Raw genomic sequence first — 14770 nt, 5'->3', positions numbered from 1 at the left:
TCGAGTGAAAAAACCTCAGTTTGACGAATTTGAGATAAAGATGCTGCGAACATTGCAAGACAATGGACGCATCGCGGTTACAGACCTTGCCCAGTCAGTCGGTCTTTCCGCCACACCCTGTACGAGACGCTTCGAGGAATTGCAGGAAAGTGGAGCTATCAAAAGCTTTGCAGCCGTAATTGACCGCAGGTCCATCGGCCTGATGGTGGAAGTATTTATTCAGGTTCGCCTGAACACCCATAGTGACGATTCGCCGGAGCGATTTATCGCCGAGATTCAGCGGTTGGACGAAGTTTCATCCTGCTGGACCATGACAGGCACACATGATTTTCTGTTGCATGTCATGGTTCCGGACGTCGATGATCTCAACGCCTTCGTCATGCATAAGCTTATGCGGTTGAAGGGTGTCCGGGATGTTCACACCCAACTTGTTCTGCAGAACATTAAAGGTCCCGGGAAAATCCCCCTGGACCATTTAAAAAAGTGATCAGGGAACCAGCAGAGTTCCGGCACCACGCTCTGTGAAAAGCTCAAGCAATACGGAATGCGGGGTCTTGCCGTTGAGAATGACAACGCCCTCAACGCCTCGATTGATCGCATCGATGCAGGTTTCCACCTTGGGGATCATGCCACCGGAAATCGTGCCGTCCTTGATCAGTGCACGCGCCTGCCCAACAGAAAGCTCTTTGATGAGTTCCTTGTTCTTGTCGAGAACGCCCGGCACGTCTGTAAGGAAAAGCAGGCGCGAGGCAGCCAGCGCGCCAGCAATAGCACCGGCAAAGGTATCGGCATTGATGTTGTAGGTGTTTCCGTCACGTCCCGGCGCGACTGGGGCAATGACCGGAATCATTTCAGAACGGGCCAGCAGATCAAGCAGGGTGCGGTCTATTTCAACCGGCTCTCCCACAAAGCCCAGATCGACGATCTTCTCGATATTGGAATCGGGATCAATAATGGTTTTCTTGGCCTTTTCGGCGAAGACCATATTTCCGTCTTTGCCACACAGGCCGATTGCCCATTCGCCTTCGGCATTGATCAGGGCGACGATCTCTTTATTGATCGAACCCGCCAACACCATCTCGACGATTTCCAGCGTTTTCGCATCGGTGACACGCAGACCGCCCTCGAACTTCGATTCTATTCCCATCCGCGCAAGCATGGATGCGATCTGTGGTCCGCCGCCATGAACCACGATAGGATTGATGCCCGACTGTTTCAGCAGGGCGATATCGCGCGCAAAAGCCTTGCCCAGCGCTGCGTCTCCCATGGCATGCCCGCCATATTTCACAACGACGGTCTTGTTTTCATAACGCTGCATATAGGGAAGCGCTGCAGAAAGCAGGCTTGCCTGAATTTCGGCAGTGCGGTCGGCTTCGGTCGGGGATGACATGGATGCGTAAGCTCCAGTTTTGCAAGGACGGTGGGTTCTTAACGCTAAAGTCGAGACGGGGCAAACATGATTTCGATCATTTGCGAATGTTTTTCTGCGCTGGCCATTGACAGCAAGTCTGCCCGACAGATTTAACTTGGTGCAAATAGAAGAAAGTTGGAAACGCTGTCGTATGACGCCTGAAGGCATCTCTCAGCTTATATCGCGTGTCGCGCTTCGAGACCGCAACGCTTTCGATGCGCTCTACTCGTCAACGAGTGCGAAACTTTTTGGCGTTTGCCTGCGTATCTTGAATAATCGAACGGAGGCCGAAGACTCGTTACAGGACATCTATGTCAAGATATGGAACAAGGCAGACCGGTTTGCGGTGGCCGATACCAGCCCGATCTCATGGCTGGTGGCGATTGCCCGAAACCATTGCATTGATGTTTTGCGTTCCCGCAAGCCAGTTTCCAGCGATCTGGATCAGGCGGCCGATATCGCGGAACCTTCAGCCAACCCCGAACAATCCGCCATCGCGACAGGTGAGTCGCGACGTATTTATGATTGCCTTGGCCAATTGGATCAGGCCCGGGCAAGCGCAGTACGTGGAGCTTATCTGAATGGTGACAGCTATGAAGAATTGGCGGCACGGCATAAAGTGCCATTGAACACGATGAGAACCTGGCTGCGGCGCAGCCTGCTGAAATTGAAGGAATGTCTCGAAGCATGAGCGCGACCCCAACACATGGCACACCGCCGGAAGACGATGATTTCGTCGCCGCCGAATATGTGTTGGGCGTGCTTCCCCCTGCCGAGAAGCATGGCATTGAGCGACGGATAGAGACGGATGTTTCCTTTGCGCGACTTGTTGCCCGCTGGCAGCAGCAGTTCGACGGCATGAACACGGAATTCGAACCAGCCGTTCCTCCTGCGGATATGAAGGGGCTCATCGACAAACGCCTGTTCGGCACTGTCAGCCCGCAAGCGGCACCATTGTTGAGCAGTTTGGCCTTTTGGCGAACCTTTGCGTTTGCTGCGCTATTGCTCGCTGCAATTGGGTTTGGACGCGACTTGCTCACCAGTCCTATCGCCCCTGAGAGACAGCTTGTTGCATCCATGGAAGCCGATGGCAGCGCATATCATACCATTGCGGTTTATAATGAGACCGACAATCAGTTGAAGGTAAGCCTTGTAAAGGGCGAGTTGCCGACTGATCGTTCGCTTGAACTCTGGCTGATTGCCGGGAGCGATGCTCCCGTTTCGCTCGGCCTGATGAAATCATCCCAGACCAGTGCGTTCTCACTGGATAGCTTGCTTGCAGGAAAGCTACAGGATGGCGCAACTCTTGCAATTTCGCTGGAACCTCTCGGTGGGTCGCCAAGCAAGGCACCGACCGGCGCCGTCATCGCAGCGGGCACCGTACGCGGAATTTAATTTCTTCGCATTTCTCCTGAAACTTAAATTGAACGTCTCTCGTATCTCCATTTGACCTCAACCGAGGGGAAACAAACAGTGGAGAGAAACATGTTAAAGAAATCACTTGGCCTGATCGCACTTTCGACAATGCTGATCGCTGGTGCCGCCTATGCCAAAAACCCTATGGTTGGTGGCGCTGCCATGTATGAAAACAAGAATATCGTCGAAAACGCCGTTAACTCCAAGGATCACACCACACTCGTCGCCGCTGTCAAAGCTGCTGGACTTGTGGAAACACTTCAGGGCAAAGGCCCGTTTACAGTGTTCGCACCAACGAATGAGGCCTTTGCTGCCTTGCCCAAGGGCACAGTGGAAACGTTGCTCAAGCCTGAAAATAAAGACAAGCTCACCAAGATTCTGACCTGTCACGTTGTTGCGGCAAATGCCTCGTCAAAAGCGATCATGAAAATGGTAGATGACGATAAGGGGGCGCATCCAGTCAAGACTGTCGGTGGATGTGTCTGGACTGCCAAGTACAAGGGCAAGAAGCTCACACTTACCGATGAAAATGGCACGGTCGCAAATGTGACTATCGCAAACGTAAAGCAGTCCAATGGCGTTATCCACGTCATCGACAAGGTACTGCTGCCAAAGATGTAATCTGAGCAACAGTCCTATAATGCGCAGACGGGCATCTGCGCATCCTTGCCCCGCACGATCCAAGGACACCGGATCAGGCGGGGCTTTTTTATCAAGAGAAAACCTCGTCTAACCGCTTAGCGATTTTCCTGCTCTTCAAGCAATTGTGCAATAGCGGCGCGCAACTCATCCAAGCCGGAGCTTTTCTCCGACGATGTCGCCAGAATATGAGGATAGGCTGCGGCGCGCTTTTTGATTGCCAAGGCTGTTTCTTCCATCAAACGTGGAACACCCGCAGGCTTGATCTTGTCGATTTTGGTCAGGACGATTTGATACGATACAGCCGCACGATCAAGCAGGTCGAGCACTTCCGCATCATTCTTTTTGATGCCATGACGTGCATCGATCAGAAGATAGACGCGTCTCAGCGTCGTGCGTCCACGCAGATAATCGAACACCAGCCGGGTCCACGCGTCCACTTGTTCTTTCGGCGCTTCTGCGAAACCATAGCCCGGCATATCCACGACAGCGAGTGGCGGAAGATCGCCAGCCTCTCCCGAATAGCCTTCAGGCACGAAGTAATTCAGTTCCTGCGTACGCCCCGGCGTATTGGACGTACGAGCCAAACCCTTTTGACCGATGATGGCATTGATCAGCGAGGATTTGCCGACATTGGAACGGCCTGCAAAAGCAATTTCAAGCGGTCCTTCAGGCGGAAGGAACTTCATTGCCGGAACGCCGCGGATAAATACCCATCCTTTGGCAAAAAGCATCCGGCCTTTTTCGATCAGCCTGTTTGTATTGTTCTGCGCTTCGTTCACGTCTTTTCCAGTTCATTCGGCAGTCGGTATCAGACTGCATTCAATATTAATCGGGTTGTTGTCAACCGGAGCGCATTCAAAAGAAAAGCCCCCGGTCATGCCGGGGGCTTTTAAACTTTATGCGAAACAGACTATTCGGCGGGCTTCGGCTTCTTGCGGAAGAGCCCCGAGATGTTGTCCCAAAGCTCAACCTTTACGCCTTGACGCTTCATGATGATCGCCTGCTGCGTAATGGAAAGCGTGTTGTTCCATGCCCAGTAGATGACCAGACCGGCCGGAAAGCTTGCCAGCATGAATGTGAAGATGACAGGCATCCAATTGAAGATCATCTGCTGTGTTGGATCTGGGGGCGTCGGGTTCATGCGCATCTGCAGGAACATTGTCACGCCCATGATCAACGGCCATACACCAATCATCAGGAACGCCGGCACTGTCCACGGAACAAGACCGAAGAGATTGAAGATCGATGTTGGGTCCGGCGCAGCCAGATCCTGAATCCAGCCAAAGAATGGCGCATGGCGCATTTCGATGGTGACGTACAGCACCTTGTAGAGCGCAAAGAACACGGGAATCTGGATAAGGATGGGCCAGCAACCGGCAATCGGATTGATCTTCTCGGTCTTGTACAATTCCATCATGGCCTGCTGCTGCTTGACCTTGTCATCCGCATATTTCTCACGGATTTCAGTCATTTTTGGCTGCACCAGTTTCATGCGAGCCATCGAAGCATAGGACTTGTTGGCAAGCGGGAAGAACAGAGCTTTCAGAATAACTGTGACGACAAGAATGGCGACACCAAAATTACCGATAGCATTGTAGAGCCAATCGATGAGGTAGAACATCGGCTTGGTGATGAAGTAGAACCAGCCCCAATCGATCAGAAGGTCGAACTGAGGAATATTGCGGTCCTTCTCATAGGCGCTGATCTTTCCGACTTCCTTGGCGCCGGCGAAAATCAGGTTCTCGATGTTTGTCGACTGACCGGGTTCGATCGTCGTTGCATCGGAAAGATAGTCGCTCTGGTACAGCGGACGTCCATTATCGAAGTAGGACATACGTGCCTGGAATGGCTTGGCTGGCGATGGTACGAGCGCTGCCGCCCAATATTTGTCGGTTATGCCGATCCAGCCCGTATTGGTCTTCTCAGGTGAAACTTCTTTTTCTTTTTCGATTGCCGCGAATTTGTATTCAAGCAGCTTGCCACTGGTTACGGCAATCGGACCTTCCTGAATCACATAGGTGCTTGCATGCAACGGCTTGGAGAAGCGCGTTACACGACCGTAGGAAGCAAGTGAAATCGGTGTTTGCGTGCCGTTCGTCACGGCATCCTTGACCGTGAACAAGTAATTGTCGTCAACGCTGATGGTACGCTTGAAGGTCAGGCCCTTCTCATTGGTAAATGCCAATGTAACAGGGGTTGCCGGCGTCAGCTTATTATTACCTTCAACTGTCCAGACCGTTGCCGGACCGGGAACAGTTCCAGTTGTATCATTGCCGGTAAAACCGATCTCGACAAACTGGCCATCGGCCATTTGCGATGGGCTCAGAAGCTGGATTGTGGGCGAACTGTCATCGACGGTCTCGTGATACTGCTTCAACTGCAGATCGTCCAGACGTGCGCCTGTCAGGCTCAACGAACCGCTGAGGCTCGGCGTGTCTATCAGGATACGGCTTGTCTGGCCCAATGCTGCCGCGCGGGTCAGAGTGCCCGTCTGCGCTGCTTCAGGAGACTGGCCCGGAATATTCGCGCCCGGCGCTGCCGGTGTCGATGATGGAAGATTTGCCGAACCGTCCGGGTTCGTGCCTGCTGGCGTGCTGGCCTGTCCGTCAACGCGTGTCTGTCCCTGCCGCGTGGCTTCAATCTGGGCTTGCTCACGCTGCTGTTCGACTTTGGGGTTCATGTAGAACACTTGCCAAAGCGTCAGGATCACAATGGATAAGGCAATGGTGATAAAGAAATTACGGTTGGTTTCCATTGTCAGTCCTTGGTCTGATCCAGTCGGTTCCGGGTTCAATCATGCCTGTCAGGGCTTGGGCGAACGCCGGGTCATTGATTTCTTGGCAACCCGTTTCGAGAGTTCCCGGGTCAAAACCGCAAACGGCGCTTTCAGGGCGTCGGGGCGGGCAACGATCACATAGTCGGTTCCGGCAGCCATGTCATCAGCAACATTGACGCGCACAGCTTCCCGCAGGCGGCGCTTTATGCGATTGCGGACAACAGCGTTTCCATTTTTCTTGGTGACCGTAAAGCCTACGCGGGTTGGACCGTCCTGATCTTCCCGCGCTTTAACTTCAACGAGGAAATAGGCACCTCTGCGCTTTTCCCCACTACGGACAGCCAAAAACTCCGCTCTCTTGCGAAGGCGGAGTGGCTTTTGCTCATTCATTCTATAGTGCCAACTTTGGCCATCCGCACGAAATCGCGCGGAATGACTTATGCCGACAACCGCTTGCGACCGCGAGCGCGACGCGCTGCAATAACCTTGCGGCCGCCTGCCGTTGCCATGCGGGCACGAAACCCGTGACGACGTGCGCGGACAAGCTTGGATGGCTGATAAGTACGCTTCATTTGTTAAATACCGCGGTGTGCGGCCCTTCTTGTGGTCTGTTCTATGACAGGAGCATATCAGGACCGCCGTTAGCATATTTAAAAATACACCGTTGATAAAACGTCACGCGGGGCGGTCAACCCGGACGTGGGCGGCTTATAGATGCGGGAAGCCTATAAGTCAATTGATGGACGTGATTCAAAAATAGGCAAAATCCTACAAGTGATTTATTGTATGGCACAGGCATATGACCTACACCATGTAGGGGTAATGGAGTGTATATGGTAGCCAGTCAGCAAAAGCCGGAGGACCGCGTGCAACTGCATGCAGGACGGCGTTTGCCCGTACTGAAACGCCTTTCGGGCAAATTGCTGCGCCTCACCTTGCTATTTGGTCTCCTTGCCGAAATTATGATCTTCGTTCCGACCATCGCGGATATGCGTATTCGCTGGTTATCCGACAGGCTTAATACTGTAGCGGCTGCAAGTGTCGTTCTGGCAGCAAGCGATGCCAAGGATGTTCCGCAATCCGTGCAGGATGAAGTTCTGTTGGCGACAGGGACTAAAGCCATAGCATTAAGGGAAAAAGGCGCATCCCGACTTCTCGCCGTCTCGGATATGCCTTCAAAAGTCGATAAGCACATTGATATTACCGTGACTGACCCGTTGACAATGATCCGGGGCGCATTTGACGAACTCATCAATGGCGGAGATCGCGTCATCCGCGTCTATGGTCCGGTCGGCGATACCGGCAAAGTCATCGAACTGCTCACATCCGATGCCCCATTGCGCAATGCCATGTTGCTATATGCCCGCAATGTCGCGTTGATCTCGCTGTTCATTTCCGTGATTACAGCGAGCCTTGTCTTCCTCGCCATCAGCCGCCTGCTTATCCGTCCGATTCAGCGAATGAGTGACAATATGCTTGCCTTTGCGCAGGAGCCTGATGATCCCCAACGCATCATCGTGCCCGGGAAGCGTGAGGACGAACTGGGCATAGCAGAGCGGGAACTTGCAGATATGCAGCATCGGCTGCAGCGAACACTTTCGGAGCAGAAACATCTGGCCGACCTTGGCCTTGCTGTTTCCAAGATCAACCATGACATGCGTAATATTCTTGCCTCTGCCCAGTTGATATCCGACCACCTTGCCAATAGCAGCGATCCCGCCATCCAGCGTTTCGTTCCCAAGCTCGTGCGGACAATTGATCGGGCCATCAATTATTCACAGACTGTTCTGGCTTATGGCGGGACGCAGGAAGCTCCACCGCAACGGCGAAGAGTCAAGCTCCATACAATCATTACCGATGTGGAGGAGATGCTTGATCTTGACGCCAAGGCGGGGATCGAGGCGAAATCAAACATTGAGTTCAAGAACCTGGTTCCAGAGACATTCGAGATCGACGTCGACCCCGACCAGTTCTTCCGAATCATTTCCAATCTTTGCCGGAACTCCGTTCAGGCAATGCTCGGAGATACACGCAATGATCCGGCCCTCGTCCGGCGCTTGACAATCACTGCGGGGCAAATCGGCACGACATCAATCATCGGCGTCGACGATACAGGTCCGGGCCTACCTGCCAAGGCGCGTGAAAATCTCTTCACCGCGTTTAAAGGCTCTGCACGTTCCGGCGGCACCGGCCTTGGCCTTGCAATTGTACACGAACTCGTTCGTGCTCATGGCGGCACTATCGAACTGCGCGACAATGAGGGCGCTGGAACCAGCTTTGAGATCCGGATACCCGATCAACCGGTTTCCCTCGCCGAATGGCGATCCCGCCGCAGTTCAATTTCATGACATGAAGTCCAAGCGCAATGTCTGAGTATCTCCCTACTTACTGGCCGCAAATATTCTTTGTCCTGTCTGTCGTTCTTGGCGTTCCTGCCGCCATACACGCGACAATGACCAAAGAAGAAGTGCGTGCGGCCATTGGTTGGGTTGGTGTGATTATCCTCTCGCCGGTCATTGGGCCCCTTATTTATGCAGTGGTAGGCATCAACCGCATACGACGCTCTTCCATTTCATCGCAGCGCGCATTTTTGCATGAAATCGGGCAGGATCACTTCCTGCGGTTCGATGCCGCCGAGAAGGATATTCTGGCGCATTTTGAGAAGCGCATGGCCGCGATGAAAACCTTGGGAGATCGCGTCAGCCGCTGCCGCCTTACCACCGGCAATAATATCACCATGCTCCAGACCGGCGACGATGCATATCACGCGATGCTCGAAGCCGTAGGCTCGGCACAACGAAGCATACTTGTCGAGACTTACATCTTTGATCGCGACAAGATTGGTTTGCGACTTGCGGATGCCCTCATCGCAGCATCAAAACGCGGAGTGGAAGTCCGGGTCCTGATTGATGCTGTCGGAGCACGCTATTCCATTCCGAGCATCGTCGGCTACCTGTCCAAGCATGGCGTCAAGGTGGATGTATTCAACGGCAATATCATCATAGGACTGCGCCTGCCCTATGCCAATCTGCGGACTCACCGCAAAATATTCGTCGTCGATGGTAGAATCGTATTTACTGGCGGCATGAACATTCGGGCCGGTTTTTCTGCTGAAGTCGCCGGCGAAGACAATGCGCGCGATACGCATTTCTGCCTGACCGGACCGATTGTGACAGACCTTTTCCATATCGCAGCGGAGGATTGGCGATTTGCCACCAACGAAGCCTTAACGGGCGAGGCCTGGCACATCGTTCCTCCGGAAAAGCAATCCGGTGAGCCGGTTTTCATTCGCGCTGTACCTTCGGGTCCGGATCGTAGTCTTGAAGCCAATCACAAGATGCTCATGGGCGCTTTTTCTATTGCGCAAAGCCGCATCCGCATCATGTCGCCCTATTTCCTGCCAGACCGGGAACTGATCAGCGCGCTGGTAACAGCCGCGCGCCGGGGCGTCGAAGTCGATATCGTCATTCCGTCCAACAACAATCTCAAGCTGGTAGATCGCGCGATGACTGCCCAGTTCGACCAGATTCTGAAAAGCCATTGCCGGATATGGCGTGCGAGCGGCAACTTCAATCACTCGAAACTATTGTCGGTCGATGGTGTATGGGCCTATGTGGGATCGTCCAATCTCGATCCAAGATCGCTGCGCCTGAACTTCGAGGTTGATCTCGAAGTCATGGATGCTGAGTTTGCATCAAAGGTGGAAGGACTGGTCCAGAAGGCACTGGATAATGCCACGCCTGTCCTGCTCCAGCATCTGCGTGCCCGCTCTTTTTGGGACCGCCTGCTCGACAGGATTATCTGGCTAGGCTCACCCTATCTTTGACAAAACCGGCTTCTGCAACCGCCGACTTCAAATCAACATAGGCCTTGATGGGCAGATGATCGGAAGCCACGCGCGCCAATGGCGTGTCGTGTACTTCGATGGAACTGACGAGGTTATGCGGGTGTCCCAGCACCCGATCCAATGCCAAAACCGGAAAGCGCGATGGAAAACTTGGAACAGCGTTCTGCACGGGATCAAAGACCGGCGACAGGAAGTGCAATGAAGACCCTTTACCGACACGCCATTCGTTAAGATCGCCCATCAGGAGTGTTGGGCGTGAGGGATCGGCATTCACGGCCCTCAATATCGCTTCCGATTGCTGCTGGCGGGAATGCCTCAATAACCCGAAATGTGCCGCGATTATCCGCAATGGCCCTGCAACCAGATCAATATCCACAACCAATGCGCCGCGTGGCTCCAGCCCCGGCAGCACGAGTTGCTGCACATGACGCACAACGCCTTCCCTGAACAGGAGAAGATTGCCGTGCCAACCATGGCCTTTGGGATAAAGCGACGTTACCGGTACAGGAACAAGACTGTTTTCCCGCTGCAAGCGCGCAAGGTCCAGCAATCCTGTCCGCTCCCCGAAACGCTTGTCTGCCTCCTGAATGGCGATAACGTCCGCGCCAATTTCGCTGATGACATGCGCAATCCTGTCGGGATCGAATTTCTTGTCTATTCCGACGCATTTGTGGACATTGTATGAGGCAATCAGCAAATCATTACGCACGACGCGTGTTACGCCTGTAGGGCGCTTCTTGCGATTTCTGACGGCTGCCAGAATACTTGCTGAGACGCTTGGCTTGATCGGCCGCGCCGGCTTCTTGCTATCCATTCAATAGAGATAAGTCGGTATGTGCTGAATGGCAAGCGGGTGTTTCAGAGCCGGTTGCTGACCAGATGCGCCAACTGCGCGCCAACCTCGTAATAGCCTTCCCGCAAACCTCGCATACCTTCTTCCTTCGGCTTTGTAACCGGAAGCGGCAGGTCTGCTTCGCTGACTTGTCCGGTAATATGTTCAGCCAGTATGCGACCGAAAACCGTGCCAGGAGCTATCCCTCGGCCATTGTAGCCGCTAAAGCTTATGACGTTCGGCGCGAGGGTATGGAATCGGGGAAGATGATCGCTTGTCATGCCGATCTTGCCATACCATCCGGATTCGAAGGTCACGTCCCTGAGTTGCGGAAACAGCTTGCGGATCGAACGCGCCGCCCAAGCCTTGTGAACAGCCATGCCGGTGCCCCGAAGCGCGCCAACACTTCCGAAAATAAGTCGTCCGGCGCGGTCCATCCGGAATGAACTGAGAATTTCCTTTGTATCCCATCCGCCCTGCCGTTCCGGCAGAATGCTGTTACCTAGATTTCCCGGCAATGGCGCAGTGGCAAAATTGAAATAGGGTAGATGCAGAAGCTCGGCTCTGAGAGCGGGCCAAGGAGACGTGGTATAGGCATTGGTCGCGACAACAACCCAGTCAGCAGAAATAGTGCCTGATGGCGTTCGCACAACCCACTTTGATCCGGACCGTTCCGTCGCATTTACAGGCGTGCCGGTATAGATCACGACGCCATTTGCCTGCGCTGCCTTCGCAAGGCCGCGAACATAGCCGAGCGGCTGAATGGTTCCTGCGCGGTTATCCAGCAATGCGCCGGTATATGCACCCGACCCTACCTTGGCCGCCGTTTCCTCCGCACCCAGAAGACGAACATCTGCACCTCGCGCCTGCCACTGCGCTGCACGCTGTTCGAGCTGCTTGAGCCCGCTATCACCAACGGCGCAATGCAGCGTACCTTTGCGCTCTAGTTCACAGTCGATCTCATGTTTGTCTACAAGATTGAAAACCGATTGCGGCGCGTTGCCCAGAAGTTCCAGCAGACGCTCGCCGTGCAGTTGCCCTAGTACAGCGGGCAGATCATTGGGCATGACCCACATGCCCGCATTGACGAGACCGACATTTCGGCCTGAACCGCCGAAACCGATTTCCACCGCATCGACCACAGCGACCTTTGTTCCGGCTTCGGCAAGATGCAATGCTGCGGACAAGCCGGTAAAGCCTGCACCGATCACCGCGACGTCAACGGAAATATCGCCTTGCAACCGCTCTGTTTTTGGAGCTGGAGGCGCGGTTTTTTCCCAAAGGCCGTGGGAGCATTCGTCGTTCAGCATAGCATCACCATATAGCCAGCATTCTTGTATCAATTATCGTTATAAATGGGGTTTCATTCAACGGAAATGAAAAACACAGAACATGTGATGCTATAATTGAATGACTGACATATCAGGCTGCTGCCCGCTGACCTGCGCTGCAATCCAGCCAATGAAACTTTGCACCAGCGGGTTCTCCTTTTTGTGCTCCGGCACAACCAGGTAGTAATTATTCTCGGTCTGTAGCGGCTGATCGAAAAGCACAAGCAACCGGCCCGTCTCCAGTTCTTTTTCAATGAGATAGCGTGGAAGCAATGCAAACCCGAGCCCGGCCAGCGCAGCCTCGATAACCATCGAAAAATGTTCGAACCGATGTCCCTTGTAAGGGCTGACAACTTCTGCCTGCTGGGTTTCGAACCAGGAAGCCCAGGCTTTTGGCCGTGTGGACAAATGCAGCAGTGGCGCTGAATTCGCCAATCCCGCAGGTGTATCAACAGGATTAGCCCGGCAGAGTACGGGGCTGCCGACCGGTACGATCATTTCACTGCACAGATAAGTACACGTCGCGTGCGCCCAGACCGGCTGGCCATAATGGATCGCGAGATCAAAGGGTTCTTCATCAAAATCGAATGGTTGCGAGCGAGAGGCGACACTCAATGCCATCTCGGGATGACGTTCGAGAAAATCAGGCAATCTTGGCATCAGCCATCTGCTGCCAAAGGTTGGCAACGTCGCAATGCTCAAAGATGACGCTGACTGAGATGCGGCCATTGCCCGAAGCATTGTTTCCTCTGTCAGACCAAGCAGGCGCCTCACCTCCGGCAGAAATTTTTGACCCGCATCAGACAGCACAACCCGCTGGCGTATGCGTTCGAACAAAAGCACACCAATCTGATTTTCAAGCTCACTCAGTTGTCGCGATACAGCGCTTTGGGTGAGGCTCAACTCCTTGGCAGCCTGTGTGAAACTGCCATGGCGTGCCGCACATTCAAATGTCTGAAGAATATCGATGTCAGGGATCAGGCGTCTGGTTAACTTCATTCTCTTCTCGCATCAACCCAGTTTGAATCGTCGTAATACGCGGGCGTTATCAGTCTGTATAATCCAAATTGAGCATGACAGGAAAAGAATTGCTGTCCAACTTCAATGCGGAATTGTTCATAATGAAATCATCGACATTTCTTTCGCCGGATGCCATCCGGGCGTCCTTCTCGTCGGCCATGTCTTCCATGTACCGTACAGAGGTTCCTGCTTACGGAACATTGCTGTCGCTTGTTGCCGAAGTGAACGTCAAAACACTGGCTGACAAGCCGGAACTGGCACAAAGACTTGAGCAGACCGACACGCTTGATCGCATCTCCGAAGAGCGTCATGGCGCCATACGGGTTGGAACACCCGCCGAGCTTGCAATGCTTCGGCGTGTCTTTGCGGTCATGGGAATGTACCCGGTCGGTTATTATGATTTGAGCGAAGCCGGTGTGCCCGTGCACTCGACGGCATTCCGCCCCGTGGGCGATGCGGCCTTGAAGATCAACCCGTTCCGGGTGTTCACCTCGCTTTTGCGTCTTGACCTGATCGAAGATGCTGCACTTCGCGAAGAAGCTCGAAAGACGCTCGAAGCTCGCCAGATATTTACAAGCAAGGCTATCGAACTGGTCGAAAAAGCCGAAGTGGATGGCGGCCTTGATGTGACAGACGCTGCTTCTTTCGTCGAAGAGATTCTTCAAACATTCCGCTGGCACGATCAAGCCAGCGTCAGCAATGATCTGTATCGTCGCCTGCATGATGCCCATCGCCTCATTGCTGATGTTGTCTCGTTCAGAGGCCCACACATCAACCATTTGACACCCCGCACCCTAGACATTGATGCGGTCCAGACCTTGATGCCAGCCCACGGCATTTCGCCAAAGGCCGTTATCGAAGGTCCCCCAACACGCGAATGCCCGATTCTTCTGCGCCAGACATCTTTCAAGGCACTGGAAGAAACCGTTTCTTTTATCAACAGCGAAGGCAATTGGGAGAAAGGCTCGCACACTGCGCGCTTCGGCGAAATCGAACAGCGAGGCATTGCGCTGACACCTAAAGGCCGGGCGCTTTACGACCGGCTGTTGACGAAATCCCGTGAAATCGTCCGCCCGGCAGCGGATGGTTCGAACGCGCAAGCATATATTGCCGCCCTGGACGATGCGTTCAAAGACTTCCCTGATGATTGGGAGACGATTCGCTCCGAGAAGCTCGGCTACTTCCGCTATACGCCAGTCGCCACAACGGCTGTTCAAGGCCGCGATCTCGAAGAGCTTATCCGCGAAGGTGCCGTGCAGTTTGACCCCATCGTTTATGAAGATTTCCTGCCGGTCAGTGCGGCAGGTATTTTCCAGTCGAACCTTGGTGATACCAATGTTCAGAAATTCGCCGCCAGCCCGAGCCAGCAGGAATTTGAAACCCATCTCGGTGCGCCGGTTCTCGATGAATTCGAACATTACGCAAATCTGGAAACCACATCCATAGAAGCCTGCCTTCAGCGATTGCGCACGCTCGCGCTGGCCAGTTAGACCGT

15 protein-coding genes are annotated in these 14770 nt (G+C 53.8%); 7 read left to right on the top strand and 8 right to left on the bottom strand.

Annotation, left to right across the window (positions count from 1 at the left end):
* The first annotated feature begins 4 nt into the window (after window positions 1-4).
* Entirely contained in the window at window positions 5-487 is a 483-nt protein-coding gene (locus tag ABKW30_RS05660) for an Lrp/AsnC family transcriptional regulator (RefSeq protein ID WP_348597293.1), read from the top strand.
* On the opposite strand, the gene argB is transcribed toward ABKW30_RS05660, so the two are convergent.
* On the bottom strand, window positions 488-1390 hold the full coding sequence (gene argB / locus ABKW30_RS05655; RefSeq protein WP_008122361.1) for an acetylglutamate kinase: 903 nt from the start codon (window positions 1388-1390) through the stop codon (window positions 488-490).
* A 172-nt stretch (window positions 1391-1562) separates the two neighbouring features.
* Between argB and ABKW30_RS05650 the strand changes: the two genes are divergently transcribed.
* The 3 genes from ABKW30_RS05650 (at window position 1563) to ABKW30_RS05640 (ending at window position 3448) form a co-directional block, all read left to right on the top strand.
* Window positions 1563-2102: a sigma-70 family RNA polymerase sigma factor gene (locus ABKW30_RS05650; RefSeq protein WP_348597291.1), complete on the top strand. Its 540-nt coding sequence runs from the start codon at window positions 1563-1565 to the stop codon at window positions 2100-2102.
* Window positions 2099-2806, top strand: coding sequence for an anti-sigma factor (locus tag ABKW30_RS05645; protein ID WP_348597289.1), 708 nt, complete (start codon window positions 2099-2101; stop codon window positions 2804-2806). The genes ABKW30_RS05650 and ABKW30_RS05645 overlap by 4 nt, the downstream gene beginning before the upstream one ends.
* 90 nt (window positions 2807-2896) lie before the next feature.
* Entirely contained in the window at window positions 2897-3448 is a 552-nt protein-coding gene (locus ABKW30_RS05640; RefSeq protein WP_008122355.1) for a fasciclin domain-containing protein, read from the top strand.
* Window positions 3449-3564: 116 nt separating this feature from the next.
* On the opposite strand, the gene yihA is transcribed toward ABKW30_RS05640, so the two are convergent.
* The 4 genes from yihA to rpmH all read right to left on the bottom strand — a co-directional run bounded on the left by yihA (window position 3565) and on the right by rpmH (window position 6817).
* Window positions 3565-4200 carry a ribosome biogenesis GTP-binding protein YihA/YsxC gene (gene yihA, locus ABKW30_RS05635; RefSeq protein ID WP_040853868.1) on the bottom strand — a complete coding sequence of 212 codons (636 nt, stop codon included), beginning with the start codon at window positions 4198-4200 and terminating at the stop codon, window positions 3565-3567.
* A 179-nt stretch (window positions 4201-4379) separates the two neighbouring features.
* A complete protein-coding gene (yidC, locus tag ABKW30_RS05630; protein ID WP_348597287.1) occupies window positions 4380-6224 on the bottom strand; it encodes a membrane protein insertase YidC in 1845 nt (614 codons plus the stop codon).
* 48 nt (window positions 6225-6272) lie between these two features.
* A complete protein-coding gene (gene rnpA / locus ABKW30_RS05625) occupies window positions 6273-6635 on the bottom strand; it encodes a ribonuclease P protein component (RefSeq protein WP_348597285.1) in 363 nt (120 codons plus the stop codon).
* A gap of 47 nt (window positions 6636-6682) precedes the next feature.
* A complete protein-coding gene (gene rpmH, locus ABKW30_RS05620; RefSeq protein WP_040853797.1) occupies window positions 6683-6817 on the bottom strand; it encodes a 50S ribosomal protein L34 in 135 nt (44 codons plus the stop codon).
* A gap of 261 nt (window positions 6818-7078) precedes the next feature.
* Here rpmH and ABKW30_RS05615 point away from each other — a divergent pair, with 261 nt between their 5' ends.
* Entirely contained in the window at window positions 7079-8593 is a 1515-nt protein-coding gene (locus ABKW30_RS05615) for a HAMP domain-containing sensor histidine kinase (protein WP_348597283.1), read from the top strand.
* A gap of 17 nt (window positions 8594-8610) precedes the next feature.
* Window positions 8611-10071: a phospholipase D-like domain-containing protein gene (locus ABKW30_RS05610; RefSeq protein WP_348597281.1), complete on the top strand. Its 1461-nt coding sequence runs from the start codon at window positions 8611-8613 to the stop codon at window positions 10069-10071.
* Here the strand turns inward: ABKW30_RS05610 and ABKW30_RS05605 are convergent.
* The 3 genes from ABKW30_RS05605 to ABKW30_RS05595 all read right to left on the bottom strand — a co-directional run bounded on the left by ABKW30_RS05605 (window position 10043) and on the right by ABKW30_RS05595 (window position 13254).
* The gene (locus ABKW30_RS05605) at window positions 10043-10906 is read right to left on the bottom strand and encodes an endonuclease/exonuclease/phosphatase family protein (protein ID WP_348597279.1); all 864 of its coding nucleotides are present in this window, start codon (window positions 10904-10906) and stop codon (window positions 10043-10045) included. The genes ABKW30_RS05610 and ABKW30_RS05605 overlap by 29 nt on opposite strands.
* A gap of 44 nt (window positions 10907-10950) precedes the next feature.
* Complete coding sequence (locus ABKW30_RS05600; protein ID WP_348597278.1) at window positions 10951-12234, bottom strand: FAD-binding oxidoreductase; 1284 nt, start codon at window positions 12232-12234, stop codon at window positions 10951-10953.
* A 90-nt stretch (window positions 12235-12324) separates the two neighbouring features.
* Window positions 12325-13254 (bottom strand): LysR family transcriptional regulator, encoded by a 930-nt coding sequence (locus ABKW30_RS05595; protein WP_348597276.1) that lies wholly within the window; start codon window positions 13252-13254, stop codon window positions 12325-12327.
* A gap of 122 nt (window positions 13255-13376) precedes the next feature.
* On the opposite strand from ABKW30_RS05595, the gene ABKW30_RS05590 reads away from it, so the two are divergent.
* Window positions 13377-14765 (top strand): VOC family protein, encoded by a 1389-nt coding sequence (locus ABKW30_RS05590; protein ID WP_348597275.1) that lies wholly within the window; start codon window positions 13377-13379, stop codon window positions 14763-14765.
* The last annotated feature ends 5 nt before the right edge of the window (window positions 14766-14770 follow it).

Origin of the sequence: Phyllobacterium sp. SB3, from assembly GCF_040009165.1 — a bacterium.
Taxonomy (GTDB): domain Bacteria; phylum Pseudomonadota; class Alphaproteobacteria; order Rhizobiales; family Rhizobiaceae; genus Phyllobacterium.
Note: the sequence above shows the minus strand (reverse complement) of the source record. Positions and strands in the feature narration are given on the sequence as shown.

What these genes read in the sequence shown, in the direction of transcription:
- argB (WP_008122361.1), bottom strand. Translation starts at nt 1,390, where the DNA reads ATGTCATCCCCGACCGAAGCCGACCGCACTGCCGAAATTCAGGCAAGC.
- ABKW30_RS05650 (WP_348597291.1), top strand. Translation starts at nt 1,563, where the DNA reads ATGACGCCTGAAGGCATCTCTCAGCTTATATCGCGTGTCGCGCTTCGA.
- ABKW30_RS05645 (WP_348597289.1), top strand. Translation starts at nt 2,099, where the DNA reads ATGAGCGCGACCCCAACACATGGCACACCGCCGGAAGACGATGATTTC.
- ABKW30_RS05640 (WP_008122355.1), top strand. Translation starts at nt 2,897, where the DNA reads ATGTTAAAGAAATCACTTGGCCTGATCGCACTTTCGACAATGCTGATC.
- yihA (WP_040853868.1), bottom strand. Translation starts at nt 4,200, where the DNA reads ATGCTTTTTGCCAAAGGATGGGTATTTATCCGCGGCGTTCCGGCAATG.
- yidC (WP_348597287.1), bottom strand. Translation starts at nt 6,224, where the DNA reads ATGGAAACCAACCGTAATTTCTTTATCACCATTGCCTTATCCATTGTG.
- rnpA (WP_348597285.1), bottom strand. Translation starts at nt 6,635, where the DNA reads ATGAATGAGCAAAAGCCACTCCGCCTTCGCAAGAGAGCGGAGTTTTTG.
- rpmH (WP_040853797.1), bottom strand. Translation starts at nt 6,817, where the DNA reads ATGAAGCGTACTTATCAGCCATCCAAGCTTGTCCGCGCACGTCGTCAC.
- ABKW30_RS05615 (WP_348597283.1), top strand. Translation starts at nt 7,079, where the DNA reads ATGGTAGCCAGTCAGCAAAAGCCGGAGGACCGCGTGCAACTGCATGCA.
- ABKW30_RS05610 (WP_348597281.1), top strand. Translation starts at nt 8,611, where the DNA reads ATGTCTGAGTATCTCCCTACTTACTGGCCGCAAATATTCTTTGTCCTG.
- ABKW30_RS05605 (WP_348597279.1), bottom strand. Translation starts at nt 10,906, where the DNA reads ATGGATAGCAAGAAGCCGGCGCGGCCGATCAAGCCAAGCGTCTCAGCA.
- ABKW30_RS05600 (WP_348597278.1), bottom strand. Translation starts at nt 12,234, where the DNA reads ATGCTGAACGACGAATGCTCCCACGGCCTTTGGGAAAAAACCGCGCCT.
- ABKW30_RS05595 (WP_348597276.1), bottom strand. Translation starts at nt 13,254, where the DNA reads ATGAAGTTAACCAGACGCCTGATCCCTGACATCGATATTCTTCAGACA.
- ABKW30_RS05590 (WP_348597275.1), top strand. Translation starts at nt 13,377, where the DNA reads ATGAAATCATCGACATTTCTTTCGCCGGATGCCATCCGGGCGTCCTTC.